Origin of the sequence: uncultured Tateyamaria sp., from assembly GCF_947503465.1 — a bacterium.
Classification (GTDB): domain Bacteria; phylum Pseudomonadota; class Alphaproteobacteria; order Rhodobacterales; family Rhodobacteraceae; genus Tateyamaria.
The window spans coordinates 158,150-175,687 of record NZ_CANNDN010000001.1 but is presented as its reverse complement, the minus strand read 5'-3'; the positions used below and the strand labels follow the sequence as shown (position 1 = coordinate 175,687).

Sequence of the window (17,538 nt, the reverse complement as noted above, 5' to 3'; positions counted from 1 at the left end):
TGTCATCTGGACACAAAAAAGGGCCACACCAAGGGGTGCAGCCCTTTTCAAGGTAGTTTGCCGGTGACTTAGTCGTCGTCTTCCAGCGCCTCGACGGCCTTTTGCAGGTCGTCCTTGCTGACTTTCTTGTCCTTGACGGACGCGTTTTCGACGATGTGGTCGACCACTTTATCCTCGAACAGCGGGGCGCGCAGTTGCTGCTGCATCTGCGCGTTTTGCTGCACGAATTCAAAGAACTGGCGTTCCTGACCGGGGTATTGGCGGGCCTGGCTCATGATGGCCTGGCTCATCTCGGCGTCGGTCACTTCGACCTCTGCCTTCTGACCCAGTTCGGCCAGCAACAGGCCCAGGCGCACGCGGCGTTCGGCCAGTGTGTTGTGTTCGTCCGTTGGCTCGACCTCGGGGTGGTCGTGGCCTTCGACGTCAGGGTTTTCCTCGTGCCAGAGCTGGTGGGCGATCTGCTTGGCTTCGGCCGCTACCAGGCTGGGCGGCAGGTCGAACTTGACCAGCTCGTCCAGCTGGTCCAGCAGGCCGCGTTTCATCACGGCGCGGGCCGCACCGGCATATTCGCCTTCCAGCTGTTCGGAGATGCGGGTTTTCAGCCCGTCCAGATCTTCGGCACCGTATTTCTTTGCCAACTCGTCGTCGATTTCGGCGGCGACGGGTTCCTTGACCTCTTTGATGGTGCAGTCGAACACGGCTTGCTTACCGGCCAGATGGTCAGCCTGGTAGTCTTCGGGGAAGGACACGGTCACGGCTTTCTCTTCGCCCGCCTTCACGCCCACAAGCTGTTCTTCGAAACCGGGGATGAAGGAATTGGAGCCAACCACCAGCGGGTAATCCTCGGCAGCCCCGCCTTCGAATGCTTCGCCGTCGACCTTGCCCAGGAAGTCCATGACAACCTGATCGCCGTCCTTGGCCTTCGCGCCTTTTTTGCGCGCCTTGAAGTCCTGCGCGTTTTCGGCCAGCGAGCCCAGCGTTTCCTCGATTGCAGCGTCGTCGGCCTTGACCACCAGACGCTCCAGCTTGACCTTGCTCAGGTCCACTTCGGGGATTTCGGGCAGCGCCTCGTAGGACATTTCGACATGCACGTCGTCGCCCTCTTTCCAGTCCTCATTGGTCATCTTGACCTCGGGCTGCATGGCGGGGCGGTCGCCGCTGTCCTCGAAATGCTTGTTCATGGCACCGTCGATGCTTTCCTGCATCGCTTCGCCCATCAGGCGCTGGCCGAACTGCTTTTTCAGCAGGGCCATGGGCACCTTGCCCTTGCGAAAGCCCTTCATCTCGACGTCTGGCTGCGCCTCGGTCAGCTTTTCATTGACCTTGTCGTCCAGTTCCGCGGCAGTCACGGTGATGGCATAGCCGCGTTTCAGCCCTTCGTTCAGAGTCTCGGTGACCTGCATGTGTGCTCCCATAGGGTAAAGGCCCCCCGTGGGTCGGAGGGCGGCATTCGAAATCCGCGCCCTTCTATGCAGGGCGCGTGCGGTGTGCAAGGGAATTGGCGCGACCTGCACAGAAAATTGGCGCCCCCCGCGTTTCGTGCTAGGGTAGAGTTATGGCTTGCATGACTGGGCGCGACCGCCCATCTGACGAGGTATGGTGAGCCGGACAACTCTTTGATAAACGGGGTTTGCCTCGGCGGATGGGACGCATCGGATGCATCAGCGCAAGAAAGTTCTCCTGATCGAAGACGACCAGTTCAGTCGTTTCATGATGAAAGAGGTCATCGACATGCTGGGCGTACGCGTCGATGTGGCCGAGAACGGCCGGGAAGGCTGTGACGCGGTGGACGAGAACCCGGGCGATTACGGTCTGATCCTGATGGACCTGCACATGCCTGAAATGTCCGGGATCGATGCCACACAATACATCCGCAGCCAGGAGCCGCCGAACACGGTCCCGATCATCGCGGTCACTGCGGATGTGGATTACCACGACGACACGGTGATTGCGAAGCTGGGCATGAACGGGTTTGCCAGCAAGCCCGTGTCGCCCGGTCAGTTGATGGATTTGATTGATCAGTATTGCCACGTGCACTAATTCCCACCCCAAAACGACAAGCGCATAGCCGCGACGAATACCCGAGGACTTGATGAGCGCGGACACGCCGGAAAACACCCCCGAACCCACTGACGATACCACCCAGGCGGGAATTGACATGCCTGTGCGCATGATCGGCATCGCTGCCTCGGCCGGGGGGCTGGAGGCGGTATCGCTGCTGGCGCAGAACCTGCCGCAGGACGCCAATGCGGTCTATGTGATCGCCCAGCACATGTCGCCCACCCACAAAAGCGTGCTGTCGACCCTGATCTCGCGCGAGACGAGCCTGCCCGTTCGAGAGCTGCAACCGGACACGGATCCGGAGCGCGGCTATATCTACGTCACGCCTCCGAACACCGACGTCGTGCTGGAAAACGGCGTGCTGCGCCTGCGCAACCCGTCCGGCCATGCCGCATCGCCCAAGCCGTCTGCTGACCGTCTGTTCAAGAGCCTTGCCGCCGAACAGGGTGAAAACTGCATGGGCATTGTTCTGTCGGGCACCGGGTCCGACGGCAGCTATGGCGTGCAGGCCATCCGTGAAGCCGGTGGCATCACCATCGCCCAGGACCCCGCGTCGGCCAAGTATGACGGCATGCCCACCTCGGCCATCGAGACGGGGTGCATCGATCTGACCCTGTCACCGGAACAGGTTGGCACCCATCTTGAAAAGATCCTGGCCCGTCCCCGCAATCTGGACAGCTTGCGCACCCTGCAGGACGAACCCAAGCCCCTGGGCGAATTGTTCGGTATCCTGTTGGCCCGGACCCAGGTCGATTTTGCCGATTACAAGGAGAATACCCTGAACCGGCGCATTGCCCGCCGCATGACCGCGTTGGGGATCCAGTCCTATGACGACTATGTCGACTATTGCCGCACCAACCTGCCCGAGGTTGACGCGCTGCACCGCGATCTTCTGATCTCGGTCACGCGCTTTTTCCGGGACCCGGACCAGTTCGACAAACTGCACCGCGAAGTCGAAAAACAGCTGAGCGGGCGAGAGGACGGCCAGATCAGGGTCTGGGTTGTCGGCTGTGCGACTGGCGAAGAAGCATATTCCATCGCGATCATCCTGGCCGAGATCCTGGGCGGTGTGGACATGCTGTCGCGACGCAATGTCCAGATCTTTGCCACCGATATCGACCAGAACGCCATCGAAGTGGCCCGCAAGGGCGTGTACCCCATTGCCGCGGCGTCGGACATTCCGGCCAACCTGCTGACCAAGTATTTCAAGGTCGGCAACACGGAACTCACCGTGCATCCCGAATTGCGGGCCGTGACCCTGTTTTCGCACCACAACGTCTTTCAGGACCCGCCCTTCATCAACGTGGATCTGGTCAGCATTCGCAACCTGCTGATCTATTTCAACCTTGCCCTGCAAGAGCGGGTGCTGAGCCGGCTGCATTATGCCATGGCCGCCGGTGGCCTGCTATTTGTGGGCACCTCGGAAACCGTGGGTGAGATGGGCGTCTTTTTTGAAGGCAAACAGGGTGCCGACAAGGTTTACATCAAGCGCCGTGGCATATCGGGCGAATTGTCCATCGATTCATCGGTGCGCGGGTACCGGGGCGGCATGCGTGCCTACCCCGCCGGCGAGAAACCGCAAAGCGGGGCCGCGCGCGCCGATGCGCGCGAGTCATCGCTGGCCCGGTCCGTCGCCCCCAATGGCATGATCTGTACCCAGAACGGAAACATCATCGAAGTGCTGGGCGATCTGAGCCCCTTCATGGAAATCCGGGCGGGGGCGTCGACCTCGCTGAACGTGCGCATGCTGATTGATCCGTTGCGAACCGAGGCCATGAGCCTGATGGCCGTCGCCGTGCGCAACAACGGGCGCCGCACCGGCCGGTGGCATCGCGTGTCGTTGCCCGTGGGCAACAGGGTGCAGTTACAGGTCTATCCGTTCCTGGGCCAGCGCGGTGGCGAAACGCAATGCCTTGTTGCCGTGAACGCGAAGTTTGAAGAGGAATCGGATACTCCGTCCAGCAACATCTCTGATTCCGATCACCGCGCCTATGTCGAGAAGATGGAACTTGAGATCAAGTCCACGCAAGAGGCGCTTCAGCAAACGATCGAGGAGTTGCAGACGGCGAACGAGGAATTGCAGTCGTCCAACGAAGAACTGCAATCGACCAACGAAGAATTCCAGGCCACGAACGAGGAACTGGAAACGTCGAACGAAGAGCTGCAATCGACCAACGAAGAGTTGTTGACCGTCAACGAGGAATTGCAGATCAGTTCAGCGGAACGGCAGGCGCTTGCGTCCGAACTGGAAGCCACCATGTCCTCGGCCCCCTATGCCGTGGCCCTGGCCGATCAGGCGCTGATGGTGCGCCGCATGTCGCGCGTTGCCATGGACTTTTTCCAGCTGACCGATATTCCGCCCACGGGCGTGCATCTGAGCCAGTGCAACCTGCCTGTTGGGTTTCCCGCGTTGGCGCCTGTCGCCAACACCGTATTGCGCGTTCAGGAGGCCCGCCGCCTGCCCGTGCTGTCGGACGGCAAGTACTTTACCCTGCTGCTGTCGCCCGTGCATGACGTGCACCGCAAGCTGATCGGCCTGTCCATCACGATCACGCAGGACGTGGGCGACCCGCTGAACCTTGTGGTCGATATGATGAGCGAGGCGAGCCGCATAGCGCACTGGTCCTTTAATCTGGATACCGAAGAACTGGTCTGGTCGCCCGAGATGTTTGCCATCCATGGCCGTTCGAATTCCGGCAACATGCCGACATGGGACGAGATGTTCTCCATGGTGCATCCGGTGGATCGGGACGATCATCGCACCCTGATCGACGGGCTGTTGCGCGACGGCACGACCTGCGCCTATGCCATCCGTGTCTTCGGATCGGACGGCCATATCTTCAAGGTGAACGGGCGTGTGTCGGTGATCCGGGATTCCGAAAACGAGCCCGTGCAGCTGGTTGGCGTGACCTGGAACGCTGACGAGGATCAGTCCCGCGAGATCCGCCTGTCCAACCTTGAGACCGTGCAGGATGATCTGGGCATCGGGTTTTTCTCGTTCGATATCGAAAACAACGACGGGCAGTGGAGCGCGCCGATGTTCGATATCCTGAACTTTGACCCCGCGCGGCATACACCGTCCGTCGAAAGCCTGCTGACGCGCGTGGTGCAGGACCAGCGCGAGGCCCTGTCGCGGGATTTTCAGTCCGTGCTGGAACAGGGCGTCGCATTCAAGCGCGCGGTGGACCTGACGGGCGAGAACGGGGCCCAGATGCCTTGTATGTGTCTGGGCAAGGCCCGCCAAAACGAAGCCGGGCGCGTCACCCACGTGTTCGGCAGTCTGCGGGTCCTGACCGATGCGCAAGATGGCACATCCTTGCGGTCCGAGACCGCAGCGTCGTCGTCTTAACCCTCCGTTCACCAACTCAAGGCAGTATCTTGTCGGACAGCGCACGCAAAAGATGGCGGCCCGATATGAACATGATGTCCGCGCCCCGTGCGCTTCGAAACGGATATTCGCAGGATGTGGAGCGTACGCTGGCCATGTTGCCAGAGGGTGCGGATGTTGATTCCAGCACGCTCAGCGCGGCTTTCCTTGCCTCGCCCTATGCGTGTTTTCTGCTGGATCATGATGCGCGTATTCTGGTCTGCAACCGGCGGGCAGAGCGGATGTACAGCCCCCGGTCGATCCCGAATGACGACGGGATGCGCGGCCTGGGCCTGCACGAATTGACCAGGCTGACCGAGGAGGAAACGGCCAATGCGCTGCGGGCGGGCGCGGCCCGCAGTTCCATTGAATTGCCTATGCAAACCACCAGCCAGACCAGTGCCGTGCGTCCAACGGTCTTTCGCGTGGCATTGCTGCGGTCGCGCCACCGGGGTGAGCGGCTTTACCTGCTGACGCAGGACCATCTCAAGGCGGCTGCCGATGCGTTGGGGCAGATGAACCGGCGCCGGATCGAGGCGCGCGAGGATCTGGCCCAGATCGAAACGCGCTTTGTCGATTTGCACGCGTCGCTGATCGCGATGGAATCCTTTGCCCACCACGCCTCGCACGATTTGCGCACCCCGCTCAGCACGCTGGCAGGCATGCTGCAGTTGATGAGCGGCAAGTTTGCCGCCGATCTGCCGGACAAGGCCAGGGAGTACCTGGACGTCATGCAACGCGCCGTGGCCCAGATGGATGCGCTGACATCCGATTTTCTGGAACATGCGCGCAGCGTGTCAGCCGAAGTGTCGGCCGAGCCGGTCGACCTGCACGCCGCGTTGGACGATGTGCGCCGCGATGTCCTGCTGGGCCTGACCACCGCGGACCTGACGATACGGGTCACGGGCCCGGACTGCACGCTGATGGCTGAACCTACCCTGCTGCGGATGTTGCTGATGAACCTGTTGGGCAACGCGATCAAGTATCGGAACCCGGCGCATGCGCTGCGGATCGACGTGACCGTTGCACCCGATGAGGATAACGCGACACGCCTGATCATTGCCGATAACGGGCGTGGGTTTGACCCGGCCGAGCGCGAGAACATCTTTCTTGCGTTTCATCGGGCCGACACGTTGGTGGCGGGCACGGGCATGGGGCTGTCGACATGTCGCGAAGTGTGCCGTCGCCACGGCTGGGAGATCGCGGCCCAGTCCGACGGGCGGACCGGCGCGACCTTTACGATCCGGTTCCCCCAAACCCAGTGCGCGGCTTAGACTTTCATCAATTTTTCGCGTTATTCTAGAAATTCAGACTTCTTGACGCGTTGGACGGCGTGTTAAGCCTTTGTTTAACCCCACCACTGTAGATACCTGACGTGAAAAGACGGAGTTGTTCATGGCTGTAGTTCTGGTGCTTGAAGACGACCCCGATCTGCAATTCACCTTTTGCGAAGCATTGGAAGATGCCGGTCACGAGGTGCGCATCGCCTCCGACAACGAACAGGCCATGAATGAATTGCGTCGCTGCGCGCCGGACGTGCTGTTGCTGGACCTGATGGTTGCGGGCGGTCTATCGACGGATGTGGCCAACTATGCCGGTTATTCCGCACCGGATGCAGAGGTGATTTTTGTCACCGGCAGCGGTCTGTTTCCCAAGGGGGAGCTGTTTTCGATGTCCCGCAATGCCCGCTTGGTGTTGCGCAAACCTGTCGACCTGCGCGAACTGATCACGATGGTGGGCCATGTGGCACCCGCGCCGATGGCCGTTTCGGCCGCCGGCTGACACAGGCACCGCACACCCGGCCAGGCAGGCCCGTGCGTGACGCAGACATCACACGCCCTGTCCGCGCCCTGCCCCGCACCACGCCGTCAGACTTGCCCCAAACCCTGACAGGCCATAAGCAGGGCCTGTGCGTGATCTGTCGATCCGGTCCGCATGCAGAAAACCCCGGGCACGAACCCGCGGATGGGGTCGAGGTGAATTGAGTTGGGGCAGAACCATATGACAGACCTTCCCGAAGACATGCTGTTTGCCGTAAATGAATACGGCTTTTATTGCATCCCCGCCGAATACAAGAACCGCGAAGTCCCCAAAATCCTGTTCTCGGGCGGCGTGTACGAGCCAAGCACCATCAAGCTGTTGCGGCGCCTGACCCGCCGTTTGGGCGGTGACATTGTGGCGGGTGGCGCGTTTGTCGGTGATTTCTTTCCCGCAATCTCGGAATGCCTGACAGGCAAGCAGCGGCTGATCAGCTTTGAACCCAACCCGCTGAGCCATGCCGCTTGTTCCCATACGGCCAAGTTGAACGGGATCACAAACCTGGATCTGCATCCCGTTGCCGTGGGCAAGGAAGACGCGACCCTGCCCTTGCAGATCCAGCGCAGCGGCGGCAGCGCCATGGGCGCGCGCGCAAAGATCGCGGACGAGCATATCGAGGGCAAGACCATCGAGGTGGAGGTCAAGACGCTGGATGAACTGCTGAAAGACAGCAAGAAAGTGTCCGTGCTGCAACTTGATATCGAGGACCACGAAGAGGCAGCGATGCTTGGGGCCGCAAAGACGATCAAGCGCGACCGCCCTGTTGTCATCCTCGAGGCGGGCCGGCCCTGGCAGCAACGCAATTACCTGCAGGTGCTGAACACGATCTGCGGCGACGACACCTATGACTTCTTCGGCGCCGTTGAGCATAACGCCGTGTATCACGCCAAGGTTTAGGACACAGGACCAAGGGGCGGCCCGGTGTGCCTGTGCCGTACCCGGGGATCGGAGCAGACGGATGAACATTGACCGCGTTGACCACTTTGTCCTGACGGTCGCGTCGATTGACGCCACCTGTACCTTTTATGCGGACGTGCTTGGGATGGAGGTTGTCACCTTTGCCGGTGACCGCAAGGCGCTGTCCTTTGGCGCGCAAAAGATCAACCTGCATGAAAAGGGCCACGAATTTGAGCCCAAGGCCCGGATCCCGACACCGGGCAGCGCGGACTTCTGTCTGATCACCTCAACGCCCATAGACCAGGTGGTTTCCCATCTTGCAGCGTGCGGCGTGCCCATGGAGGACGGTATCGTCGACCGTACGGGCGCCACGGGTCCAATCCGGTCCGTGTATCTGCGCGACCCGGATGGGAACCTTGTGGAGATTTCGGAATACACCTGATCTGGCGCGCGGGTGTATGCCGCCTTACGGTGCGGGACATTCGATGCCCAACGCAAAAGCCCCGTGCGAGGCCCACGCATCGCCTTTGCGCAGGCTCGCCAGCGCAGTAGCGTCCCTGCGGTCGCCCAGGCGCACATCACCGCCATCCGCACCCGGTCATGTGCCGCCGTCGTCAGCCCGTTGTCCTGGCCCGCCTGAAGGGGCGGCACGAGATCGACATCCATATGGTTGCATGCGCGGTTGTCAAACGGCCGGAACGCTGGGCCAGTCCGCACGCCATACCATTGATTTTTGTGAAATGGTGCCCCCACACGGACTCGAACCGCGGACCTACTGATTACAAATCAGTTGCTCTACCAGCTGAGCTATAGGGGCCTTGGGCGCATCGTCTACTCTGTGTCTCGGGCGGTGGCAAGATCGTTTTTCGCACCCGGACAGAGGTTTTATTAGGATACAAAACGCGTATATCTGTGCCCGGAAAACCCCTGTCGAACCGGATACCCCCATATGCAGATCATCCTTCATGCCGGCGCCCACTTTACCGAAGAAGATCGGTTGGTGCGGTGCCTTTTGCGGAACAAGGAGGATTTTTCGAGACGGGGCATCGCGGTGCCCGGTCCGGGCAAATACCGGCCGCTGCTGAAAGACACCATTGCGGCGTTGCAGGATGCCCCACCCGCCGAAGACGCACGTGACGTTTTGCTGGATCTGATTCTGGACGATGAAAGCGCCGACCGGATGATCCTGAGCCACATGTTCCTGTTTGGCGCGCCCCGCGCCTGCGTGCGCAACGGGTTCATCTACCAGTCCGCACCGGAACGCGTCGCGCAGCTGTCGGCTTTGTTCGCGCATGACGAGTTCGAGCTGTTTCTGGCGATGCGCAACCCTGCGACCTTCCTGCCCGCGCTGTTCGACCAGGCCCCGCAGGACGACATGCAGGGCTTTTTGCGCGGGGCTGATCCTTATGCCATCCGGTGGTCTGACACGTTGTCGGCCATCCGCTCGGCCGCGCCGGACGTGACCATAACCACCTGGTGTTTCGAAGACATGCCGATGCTCTGGGCCCAGATCGTGCGCGAGATGGCCGGGCTGGAGCATGGCGAGAAGATCGTTGGCGGTTTTGATCTTTTGTCCGAAATCATGTCCAAAGAGGGGATGCAGCGGTTCCGCAGCTACCTGAAATCGCACCCCATGATGACCGAGATGCAAAAACGGCGGGTCATCGCGGCGTTTCTGGACAAGTTCGCCATCGAGGACGAGATCGAGGAAGAGTTGAACGCGCCCGGCTGGACCGAAGACGTCATCGACGCCATGACCGACATATACGAAGAAGACATGGAACGCGTGGCGCGCATCCCCGGCGTGACCTTTATCGCCCCTTAAGCCCCGGGCAGAGTGTCGAAGACCGGAATGCCCTCGGGCACATGATGGCAGGCCAGCGCCTCGGCGTGGCAGAGGGCAACCCGGGGCTTGAACCGACTGGGGTCATCCAGAACACCGACCTTGACGACAATGGCCGGGTTGTCCCGGCGTTTGGTGATCAGTTGCGTGCCGCAGTCCGGACAGAAGAACCGGGTCACGGCCTCTGCCAGATCGGGACGCGTGAACGTCTGCGGCGCGCCTTGGGTCCAGGCAAACCCATCTGGTGGCACCAGCAGAAAGAACTGGGGCGCCCCACCCGCCATGTGCTGGCAGGCGCGGCAGTGGCACTGCCCCTTTACAAGCGGTGGGCTGGTGATCCGAAAGCGCACGGCACCGCAGTAACAGCCGCCCTCTTTTTCGGCATTTTCTGTGGTCTGGTCTGCCATTTGCCGCTACCCTGACTTGCAATAATCAAAAACTGACAGAGCAGAGTTCAAATGTCAAACCCAGGAAAGACCAAGGTCCGCGAAAGCCCGGTGCCCATGTCCGAATGCGGCGCTGCCATGGCGCTTGATATCGTGCCCGACCGGTGGACGTGGCTGATTTTGCGCGAGATGATGTATGGCGTCAGCCGATTTGCTGACATTCAGGCCGATATCGGCATCCCGAAATCCGTGTTGTCGGGCAGGCTGACCCAGATTGTGGAAAACGGCCTGGCCCGCAAGGAGGCCTATCGCGATGGTGCGACCCGGACGCGCCATGCCTACGTCCTGACGCGGAAGGGTCGCGAGCTGTCACCGGTGATCCTGGCCCTGATGCAATGGGGCGACAAGTATCTCAAGGACGGTGCGTCGGCGCTGGAACTGACGGATAAACGGTCGGGCGCCCCGGTCACGATCGGAATTGTGCCGCCGCAGGATGCGTTGCCGCAACGCGTGCTGAAAATCCGTCCCATCTGGGACAAGGGCACACCTGCCGAGGACGGCTGAGCCGTCAGCCCATGCCCAGCGCTTCCTTGTAGAGTTCCAGCACCGCTTCTTCTTCGGCGATGTCGTCACTGTCGCGTTTACGCAGGGCGATCACCTTGCGCATGACCTTGGTGTCGTAGCCGCGTGCCTTGGCTTCGGCCATCACCTCTTTTTGCTGCTCGGTGATGTCCTTCTTCTCGGCTTCAAGCCGTTCGAACCGTTCGATGAACTGGCGCAGTTCGTCCGCGGTGACGCGGTAGCTTTCGGCGTTGGTGGCGGTGTCGGACATGGCGCGTTCCCTCGGTTCAGATGAGGCGCTTGGATATCGCCGTGCGCACAGTGCCGCAAGGGGTGTTGATCCCTTGTCTTCGCCGCGGTGCTCGGATAGCCCCGAAGGCATGGAACACGACACGCAATTTTCCCTGTTCGATGGCCTGATCTGGGGCGGAGCCGCCCTGTCGGTCCTTGGCTTGATCGGTTTGGTCTGGTGCATCCTGAAGGTGTGGCGCGCCCGTGCGGCGGGCCTGGATGACGCAGAAATGCGCGCCGTGATGGCCCGCGTCCTGCCGATGAACCTGGGCGCGCTGTTCGTGTCCGTCATCGGCTTGATGCTGGTGATTTTGGGCATTTTCCTAAGCTGACGGAGGTGGACATGCCGATCGAATGGATGTGGGGGCTGTTGGGCGGCCTGATGATCGGAACGGCGGCTGCGGTTTTGCTGCTGGGCACCGGCCGGATCATGGGCGCAAGTGGTATCGTCGGTGGGCTGGTGGATGGCACCGGGTCGGACAGGTCGACGACCGTGCCCTTTCTTGTAGGGCTGATCGGCATGCCAGCCCTGATGACAGTGTCCGGCTGGCAGGTCGCGACGCAAGCCACATCAGTGCCCTGGCTTTTGATCCTTGGCGGGATCTGTGTCGGGATCGGCACACGCTTTGCCAACGGGTGCACATCCGGGCACGGCGTATGCGGCATGTCCCGACTGTCGGTGCGCGGGACCGCGGCGACACTTGCCTATATTGGCGCGGGCGCTGCCACTGTCACTGCGCTGCGCGTGGGGTTGGGCCTGTGATGCGCGGGCTGATTGCACTGCTCAGCGGGGCGCTGTTCGGCGCCGGGTTGCATGTTTCGGGTATGACGGACACAGCGAGGGTGCGGGGCTTTCTGGATTTTGCCGGGGCCTGGGACCCCACGCTTGCCTTTGTCATGGGCGGTGCGATGCTGCCCATGGCTCTGGCGTGGCGGTTGACCCGCGGCCGCGTCCCGGTCACGGGCACGGCATTTCCCGCCCCACCCCGGAGCGAGATCACGCGCCCCTTGATCCTGGGGTCCGTGCTGTTTGGGATAGGGTGGGGCCTTGTGGGGCTGTGCCCCGGACCGGCGCTTGCCTCGATCACCTATGGCGGGTGGCAAGGGGCCGTGTTTTTGGGCGCCATGCTCACCGGCATGTGGGCCGTGCCCCCCTTGCGGCGTGTGCTGGACAGTCGCCGGGCGACGGCCTAAACCAAGCCTATGGATATCAGGCAGATCACAGACCGCTACTTTGTCGCCCCGCAGATCGATCCGGCTGACCTGCCGGACATTGCCGCTGCCGGGATCAGGACGGTTATCTGCAACCGCCCCGACGCCGAAGTGCACCCCGCCTTTCAGGCGGATGCCATCGAAAGTGCTGCCCGCGCAGCCGGGTTGGCGTTTTTTCGACATCCGTTGACACACCAGACGATGACACCGGATGTGGTGGACGCGCATATGCAGCTTGCCAAAGGGTCCGACGGGCCCGTGCTGGCCTATTGCGCGTCGGGCACGCGGTCCACGGTCGTGTGGTGCCTGGGTCAGGCGGGCCAGATGGCGTGCGACGACATCCTTCGGACGGCGCGCGAAGGTGGGTATGACCTGGACGCCCTGCGCCCGACGATCGAGGCAATCGCCGCCCACAAGGCAGGCTAACCCGCGCCGGTGGCCGCAAGGTCCGGCAAGTCCGACAGGTCGGGCAAATCCGTCAAGTCCGGCAGATCATCAAGATTTGGCAATTCGGCAAGCGCAGGCAGGGTGTCCGCATCCGTGGCCTCGGCCGCATTGTGCGGCGCGTCCGCGCCCGGCGGGTCGATGGGCGGCAAGGCGGCCATGGCCGCCTCGACCTCGGCCTCGCTCACATCCGGAGCATCTGCGGCCCGTCGGGACGGGCCACTGATTTCTTGGACCTGAGGCATTTCGACCATCGGTTCGTCCGACACGCGGCGCATGGGTTGGCTGGCGTGGCTGGGCTTGCGCTGTGGTTTGACCGCACGCACACCGTCCACGTGGCCCACGATCCCACGCCCGACAACCCGGCCCGTATGCGTGGTAATCTGCACATTGGGAAATGTCCCCGGCGCCAAGGGCAATTCGTCACCGGGTGCCAGACGCTGCAACGCCTTCAGCGGCAAATGCACTTGGCACACCACCATGTTCAGATCGGCATTCAGCGCCATGACCGTGTCCGTCATGCTAGCCTGTTTCTCCGCATCCTGGTCCCCCTCTCCGTCGCCCGGACCCGAGTCCGACGGGTCGGGCATCGGCAGCACAAGCAGCAATTCGCCCTGCCGCGCCCCGCGCGCGATATCCAGCGTCAGGCGGATCGTGGCGTAGTCCTGTGCGTCAAATGCCATGGCAAGCGTGCGCGCGTCTTCGGCCCGGGCACCAAACCGGAACCCGTCAACCAGTGCTGCATCCTCCGGCGTGTCGAGGATCGGGCGCACCCGTTCCAGAAGCGCGTCGATCAACGGCGCACAGATTGCGGCATCGGTGCGCGTCATGCTGCGCGTCGCGCCGGTATCCGCCAGAACAGACCCGATGGTCTGTTGCTGGATCACTGCGCCCACCACTGTCTGATCAAGCACCGCGGCCCCGCTGTGCCCATCGGGCCCGTCCAGCAGCATCAGCAGCGAACCGTCCTTGAACTGCGCCTCGATCTCGTCACCCTCCACATGGGCAATCACGGCGCCGATCACGGCCATGGGCAGGTCCATCAACGCATCCGCGACCTTGGCCACGGTGATGCGCATGGCCTTCTGGAGCGTCATGGCCCGGGCCTGACGCTCTTCCCGCCCCGCCGCAGCGATGCGTCCCAGCACATTCGTTTTTTCGGTTTCGCCCATGAACTCCGCCGTTTCTACGGCCTGCATCTGGGCACAGGGTCTAAGGGCGATTGGTTACCAAGCGCTTTATGTCGACCGGCATTTCTGCTTATTGCGCGGCCAGTGCCGCCTGCGCCGGCAAATGAACGACAAAGGCGTTGCCGTCCGGACGGGGTTCGTAGGTGATATCGCCGCCCAACCGGGACATGATCTCGCGGCAGATGGCAAGGCCAAGCCCGGCGCCCGACCCGTCCTTGTCATCGATCCGCGAGAATTTCTCGAAGATCAGCGCACGCGCCTCGACCGGGATCGGGGTGCCATTGTCGAAAAAGACGACCTGATGCTGACCGGCCTGATCCACGACATCGACCCGCAATGCGGGTTCGGGGGCGTCACAGTATTTTTGCGCATTGGTGATCAGGTTGATGAACACCTGACGCAACCTGTCCAGATCCGTGACCAGGGGAATGTCGGCGCTGGCCTCGGACTGCGTGATGCTGAGCAGGTTGCCGCGATCTCCGCCCGCCGACAAAACCGCCTGTGCAATCACATCCCGCAGCGTGCCGTGTTCGAGGTTCAGGTTCACCTGACCGTTCTCAAGCACGCTCAGGTCCAGCAGGTCATCCAGCAGGCGCGTCAATCGGATCGTTTCACCGTGTATGATCGAGGCATATTTCGTCTTGTCGGCCCGGTCCAGGCCATCGGTGTCGCGCAGGATTTCCGAAAACGACCGGATCGAGGTCATGGGCGTGCGCAGCTCATGGCTGATCTGGCCCAGAAACGCATCCTTTTGAACGGACAGCGCGGTCAGCTTTTCATTGGCTTCCCGCAGCTTGCGCGCGGTCCGGCTCAGTTCGGCAGACTTGGCTTCGAGCCGGTTGGAATATTCGAGGATTTGCGCGGATTCGTCCGCCACCGCCATCAGGTCCTGGACCGAAACGGTCGCGCCGCCCACAAGCTGGCTGATCATGGCATGGGCGGTGGCGGACCCCACCGATCCGGCCAGTTCCCGTTCAAGTGTCTGCAAAAAACCCTGGGTGGGTTCCGGCAGGTGCCCCGTCAACCCCTGTCGCTGCGCCTCGGCCCGGAACAGTGCCAGCGCGTCCTCCGGCCCAAGGATGCGCTGCGCCATGATCATCAGGTCTTCGGACGTGGCCAATGCGGCGTCCCAGCCGCGGGCCTGGGTGGAATGGTCGAACACGTTGACAAATTGCGCGCCCTGCAACCGCTCCAACGGGGTCGGAAACGTGACAAGCGACCCCAGGACAAAGGCCGCGACATTCAAGGTCAGCGACCATACCACCGCGTGAACCGTGGGATCGATGCCTTCGATGCCGAACAGCGCTTGCGGCCGCAGCCAGCCGATCCCGCCCAGGCCCGTCTGAAAGGTGGCCGCGCTCAGCACCGCGTCGGGTCCAAAGCTGGGCAGCAGCGATGTAAAGACCCACACCGCAAACCCGACAACCAGCCCCGCCAACGCCCCCCACCGCGTGGCTCCGCGCCAAAAGATACCCCCCAGCATGGCCGGCAGGAACTGTGCCACGCCCACGAACGAGATCAGCCCGATGGCGGCCAATGCGGCCCCGCCACCCGACAGTCGGTAATAGACATAGCCGAAGAAGATGATGATCAGGATCGACGCGCGCCGCGCAAGGATCACTACGTTGCGCACATCGCCCGACACCTGTGCCCCCGCCGCCTGTGTGCTCAGCCACACGGGCATCACCACATGGTTCGACACCATTGTGGACAGCGCCAGCGTTGCCACGATCACCATGGACGTCGCAGAGGAAAACCCGCCCAGAAAGGACAGGGTGGCAAGTCCGCCCTGCCCTTCGGCCAAGGGTACGGTCAGCACGAACAGGTCGGGGTTCGACCCCGCGGGCATGATGTCGAGGCCCACGACCGCGATGGGCACGACAAACAGGCTCATCAACATCAGGTACAGCGGGAAGGCCCAGCTGGCGATTTGCAGGTGCCGCTCGTCCTCGTTCTCGACAACCATGACCTGGAACATGCGCGGCAGGGCCAGGAAGGCCGCCGCCGACAAGGCGGTCAATGCGGCCCAGCGGCTACGGTCCATGCTCCATTCCCCGATGGGCGAGGCGTCGATCCGCTCCATCATCGGCGCGATCCCCCCGGCGATGCCCCACACCACGAAGACCCCCACCGCCAGCAGGGCAACCAGTTTCACAACCGCTTCGACCGCGATGGCGATGACCACGCCGTCATGGCGTTCATTGGCGTTCAGGTTCCGGGTGCCGAACAGGACGGTGAACAACGCCAGACCGAAGGCGACCCAAAAGGCGGCGGTGGGCTGACTGAGGGTATCGGACTGTTCCGGGCCTGCAAAGATCGACAGCGACAGGGTCACCGATTGCAGTTGCAGCGCGATGTAGGGCGTCACGCCGACAACGGCCATGACCGTGACAACGATGGCAAGCAGGTTCGACTTGCCATAGCGCGCCGAAATCAGGTCCGCCACCGATGTGGCACGTTGGGCGCGCCCGATGCGGACCAGTTTGCGCAAGACCCACCACCAGCCGATCATCACGAGGCTGGGACCAAGATAGATTGTCACGAACTCCATCCCCGACCGGGCCGCATAGCCGACGGCGCCGTAGAACGTCCAGGCTGTGCAGTAGATCGACAAGGACAGGGTGTAGACAAGGGGCGAGCGCAGCCAGCTGCCCTTGCCCCGGACCGACGCGCGCTCGGCAAAGAAGGCGATGGCGAACAGAAACGCGACGTAGACAAGGCTGACGCCAACCAGTTGGTTGACGGAAATCATGTCTCCTGCTCCGGTGCCTCGCCGTCATCCGTACGGCGACCAACGGCCCACCACAGGGCAAGCCCGGTCAGGATCAGCACCGCCCAGACGATGAACACATACGTGACTGCACTGGACATGGCGACCGGCGCAGGTGCAGCGGGCCCATCCTGCCCATTGGGCCAGAAGACCGGCAGGATCCACAACAGGATACCGGCGATCGGCAACAGGCGCAGTGCATCCATCATCCGGCGGCGGCGATAGCTTCGCTTTTCCAGAAACAGCGTCGGGTTCTGGACCTTGCCGGTCATTGCGCCAGCTGCACCAGATCGCGCACGGCTGTCATCACCTCGGTATTGGAAAACGGCTTGGTCATGAAGCGACTGACACCTGCGCGTTCGGCCTGTTCGCGGTCGCGACTTTGACCGCGCGCGGTCAGCATCAGCACCGGAAGACGTTCAAAGGCAGGGTCGCTGCGCAATTCCGTCAGAATGTCGATCCCGTTCCTGCCCGGCAACATGTAGTCCAGCACCACAAGGTCCGGGCGCATGGCACGCACCTTGTCTACGGCGGTGGCCCCATCCGAATGGGTATCGACCTCCCAGCCCTCACGGCTCAGCAGAAACTGCATGGCCTCGATGATGTTTATCTCGTCTTCCACGAGCAGGACATGCTTGCCCATGTCTGCGTCTCCTCCCCAAAGCGCGGAATCCGGTGGTCTTTTTGCCATCTCGGAC

At 62.2% G+C, this 17,538-nt stretch carries 19 protein-coding genes and 1 tRNA gene; 12 read left to right on the top strand and 8 right to left on the bottom strand.

The features are described from left to right. Window positions 1-68: 68 nt before the first annotated feature. Entirely contained in the window at window positions 69-1,403 is a 1,335-nt protein-coding gene (tig, locus tag Q0844_RS00885; RefSeq protein WP_299041099.1) for a trigger factor, read from the bottom strand. A 253-nt stretch (window positions 1,404-1,656) separates the two neighbouring features. Here tig and Q0844_RS00880 point away from each other — a divergent pair, with 253 nt between their 5' ends. From Q0844_RS00880 to Q0844_RS00855, 6 genes are all read left to right on the top strand, one after another. Next, on the top strand, window positions 1,657-2,040 hold the full coding sequence (locus Q0844_RS00880) for a response regulator (protein ID WP_299041098.1): 384 nt from the start codon (window positions 1,657-1,659) through the stop codon (window positions 2,038-2,040). Between the two features lie 52 nt (window positions 2,041-2,092). After that, a complete protein-coding gene (locus Q0844_RS00875; RefSeq protein ID WP_299041097.1) occupies window positions 2,093-5,410 on the top strand; it encodes a chemotaxis protein CheB in 3,318 nt (1,105 codons plus the stop codon). A gap of 65 nt (window positions 5,411-5,475) precedes the next feature. Then, a complete protein-coding gene (locus Q0844_RS00870) occupies window positions 5,476-6,702 on the top strand; it encodes a HAMP domain-containing sensor histidine kinase (RefSeq protein WP_299041096.1) in 1,227 nt (408 codons plus the stop codon). A 121-nt stretch (window positions 6,703-6,823) separates the two neighbouring features. Beyond that, window positions 6,824-7,210, top strand: a complete 387-nt coding sequence (locus Q0844_RS00865; protein WP_299041095.1) for a response regulator — start codon at window positions 6,824-6,826, stop codon at window positions 7,208-7,210. Window positions 7,211-7,429: 219 nt separating this feature from the next. Further along, complete coding sequence (locus tag Q0844_RS00860) at window positions 7,430-8,143, top strand: FkbM family methyltransferase (RefSeq protein ID WP_299041094.1); 714 nt, start codon at window positions 7,430-7,432, stop codon at window positions 8,141-8,143. A gap of 61 nt (window positions 8,144-8,204) precedes the next feature. After that, window positions 8,205-8,585 (top strand): VOC family protein, encoded by a 381-nt coding sequence (locus tag Q0844_RS00855; protein WP_299041093.1) that lies wholly within the window; start codon window positions 8,205-8,207, stop codon window positions 8,583-8,585. Window positions 8,586-8,884: 299 nt separating this feature from the next. On the opposite strand, the gene Q0844_RS00850 is transcribed toward Q0844_RS00855, so the two are convergent. Then, window positions 8,885-8,960 (bottom strand) — tRNA-Thr (locus tag Q0844_RS00850). Window positions 8,961-9,092: 132 nt separating this feature from the next. Here Q0844_RS00850 and Q0844_RS00845 point away from each other — a divergent pair. Then, on the top strand, window positions 9,093-9,968 hold the full coding sequence (locus Q0844_RS00845; protein ID WP_299041092.1) for a hypothetical protein: 876 nt from the start codon (window positions 9,093-9,095) through the stop codon (window positions 9,966-9,968). Here the strand turns inward: Q0844_RS00845 and Q0844_RS00840 are convergent. After that, the gene (locus Q0844_RS00840; RefSeq protein ID WP_299041091.1) at window positions 9,965-10,393 is read right to left on the bottom strand and encodes a GFA family protein; all 429 of its coding nucleotides are present in this window, start codon (window positions 10,391-10,393) and stop codon (window positions 9,965-9,967) included. The two genes, Q0844_RS00845 and Q0844_RS00840, sit on opposite strands and share 4 nt — an antisense overlap. A 51-nt stretch (window positions 10,394-10,444) precedes the next feature. Here Q0844_RS00840 and Q0844_RS00835 point away from each other — a divergent pair, with 51 nt between their 5' ends. Then, entirely contained in the window at window positions 10,445-10,936 is a 492-nt protein-coding gene (locus Q0844_RS00835; RefSeq protein ID WP_299041090.1) for a helix-turn-helix domain-containing protein, read from the top strand. 4 nt (window positions 10,937-10,940) lie between these two features. Here the strand turns inward: Q0844_RS00835 and Q0844_RS00830 are convergent, their stop codons facing one another. After that, window positions 10,941-11,204, bottom strand: a complete 264-nt coding sequence (locus tag Q0844_RS00830) for a DUF2312 domain-containing protein (protein WP_299041089.1) — start codon at window positions 11,202-11,204, stop codon at window positions 10,941-10,943. A 109-nt stretch (window positions 11,205-11,313) separates the two neighbouring features. On the opposite strand from Q0844_RS00830, the gene Q0844_RS00825 reads away from it, so the two are divergent. Genes Q0844_RS00825 through Q0844_RS00810 form a run of 4 tightly spaced genes read left to right on the top strand, consistent with a single transcriptional unit; the run spans window position 11,314 to window position 12,862 of the window. Then, window positions 11,314-11,556, top strand: coding sequence for a hypothetical protein (locus Q0844_RS00825; protein WP_299041088.1), 243 nt, complete (start codon window positions 11,314-11,316; stop codon window positions 11,554-11,556). A gap of 11 nt (window positions 11,557-11,567) precedes the next feature. Next, window positions 11,568-11,987, top strand: a complete 420-nt coding sequence (locus tag Q0844_RS00820) for a YeeE/YedE family protein (RefSeq protein ID WP_299041087.1) — start codon at window positions 11,568-11,570, stop codon at window positions 11,985-11,987. Continuing rightward, the gene (locus tag Q0844_RS00815) at window positions 11,987-12,418 is read left to right on the top strand and encodes a DUF6691 family protein (protein WP_299041086.1); all 432 of its coding nucleotides are present in this window, start codon (window positions 11,987-11,989) and stop codon (window positions 12,416-12,418) included. Before Q0844_RS00820 ends, Q0844_RS00815 begins: the two co-directional genes overlap by 1 nt. A 9-nt stretch (window positions 12,419-12,427) precedes the next feature. Then, window positions 12,428-12,862, top strand: coding sequence for a TIGR01244 family sulfur transferase (locus Q0844_RS00810; RefSeq protein WP_299041084.1), 435 nt, complete (start codon window positions 12,428-12,430; stop codon window positions 12,860-12,862). On the opposite strand, the gene Q0844_RS00805 is transcribed toward Q0844_RS00810, so the two are convergent. The 4 genes from Q0844_RS00805 to Q0844_RS00790 all read right to left on the bottom strand — a co-directional run bounded on the left by Q0844_RS00805 (window position 12,859) and on the right by Q0844_RS00790 (window position 17,483). Then, on the bottom strand, window positions 12,859-14,079 hold the full coding sequence (locus tag Q0844_RS00805) for a hypothetical protein (protein ID WP_299041082.1): 1,221 nt from the start codon (window positions 14,077-14,079) through the stop codon (window positions 12,859-12,861). The genes Q0844_RS00810 and Q0844_RS00805 overlap by 4 nt on opposite strands. A gap of 61 nt (window positions 14,080-14,140) precedes the next feature. Continuing rightward, the gene (locus tag Q0844_RS00800; protein ID WP_299041080.1) at window positions 14,141-16,822 is read right to left on the bottom strand and encodes a sensor histidine kinase; all 2,682 of its coding nucleotides are present in this window, start codon (window positions 16,820-16,822) and stop codon (window positions 14,141-14,143) included. Beyond that, a complete protein-coding gene (locus tag Q0844_RS00795; protein ID WP_299041078.1) occupies window positions 16,819-17,112 on the bottom strand; it encodes a hypothetical protein in 294 nt (97 codons plus the stop codon). Before Q0844_RS00795 ends, Q0844_RS00800 begins: the two co-directional genes overlap by 4 nt. After that, window positions 17,109-17,483, bottom strand: a complete 375-nt coding sequence (locus tag Q0844_RS00790; protein ID WP_299041077.1) for a response regulator — start codon at window positions 17,481-17,483, stop codon at window positions 17,109-17,111. Before Q0844_RS00790 ends, Q0844_RS00795 begins: the two co-directional genes overlap by 4 nt. Window positions 17,484-17,538: the final 55 nt, after the last annotated feature.

Coding starts and splice junctions, on each gene's coding strand:
- tig (WP_299041099.1), bottom strand. CDS start 1,403: ATGCAGGTCACCGAGACTCTGAACGAAGGGCTGAAACGCGGCTATGCC.
- Q0844_RS00880 (WP_299041098.1), top strand. CDS start 1,657: ATGCATCAGCGCAAGAAAGTTCTCCTGATCGAAGACGACCAGTTCAGT.
- Q0844_RS00875 (WP_299041097.1), top strand. CDS start 2,093: ATGAGCGCGGACACGCCGGAAAACACCCCCGAACCCACTGACGATACC.
- Q0844_RS00870 (WP_299041096.1), top strand. CDS start 5,476: ATGAACATGATGTCCGCGCCCCGTGCGCTTCGAAACGGATATTCGCAG.
- Q0844_RS00865 (WP_299041095.1), top strand. CDS start 6,824: ATGGCTGTAGTTCTGGTGCTTGAAGACGACCCCGATCTGCAATTCACC.
- Q0844_RS00860 (WP_299041094.1), top strand. CDS start 7,430: ATGACAGACCTTCCCGAAGACATGCTGTTTGCCGTAAATGAATACGGC.
- Q0844_RS00855 (WP_299041093.1), top strand. CDS start 8,205: ATGAACATTGACCGCGTTGACCACTTTGTCCTGACGGTCGCGTCGATT.
- Q0844_RS00845 (WP_299041092.1), top strand. CDS start 9,093: ATGCAGATCATCCTTCATGCCGGCGCCCACTTTACCGAAGAAGATCGG.
- Q0844_RS00840 (WP_299041091.1), bottom strand. CDS start 10,393: ATGGCAGACCAGACCACAGAAAATGCCGAAAAAGAGGGCGGCTGTTAC.
- Q0844_RS00835 (WP_299041090.1), top strand. CDS start 10,445: ATGTCAAACCCAGGAAAGACCAAGGTCCGCGAAAGCCCGGTGCCCATG.
- Q0844_RS00830 (WP_299041089.1), bottom strand. CDS start 11,204: ATGTCCGACACCGCCACCAACGCCGAAAGCTACCGCGTCACCGCGGAC.
- Q0844_RS00825 (WP_299041088.1), top strand. CDS start 11,314: ATGGAACACGACACGCAATTTTCCCTGTTCGATGGCCTGATCTGGGGC.
- Q0844_RS00820 (WP_299041087.1), top strand. CDS start 11,568: ATGCCGATCGAATGGATGTGGGGGCTGTTGGGCGGCCTGATGATCGGA.
- Q0844_RS00815 (WP_299041086.1), top strand. CDS start 11,987: ATGCGCGGGCTGATTGCACTGCTCAGCGGGGCGCTGTTCGGCGCCGGG.
- Q0844_RS00810 (WP_299041084.1), top strand. CDS start 12,428: ATGGATATCAGGCAGATCACAGACCGCTACTTTGTCGCCCCGCAGATC.
- Q0844_RS00805 (WP_299041082.1), bottom strand. CDS start 14,079: ATGCAGGCCGTAGAAACGGCGGAGTTCATGGGCGAAACCGAAAAAACG.
- Q0844_RS00800 (WP_299041080.1), bottom strand. CDS start 16,822: ATGATTTCCGTCAACCAACTGGTTGGCGTCAGCCTTGTCTACGTCGCG.
- Q0844_RS00795 (WP_299041078.1), bottom strand. CDS start 17,112: ATGACCGGCAAGGTCCAGAACCCGACGCTGTTTCTGGAAAAGCGAAGC.
- Q0844_RS00790 (WP_299041077.1), bottom strand. CDS start 17,483: ATGGGCAAGCATGTCCTGCTCGTGGAAGACGAGATAAACATCATCGAG.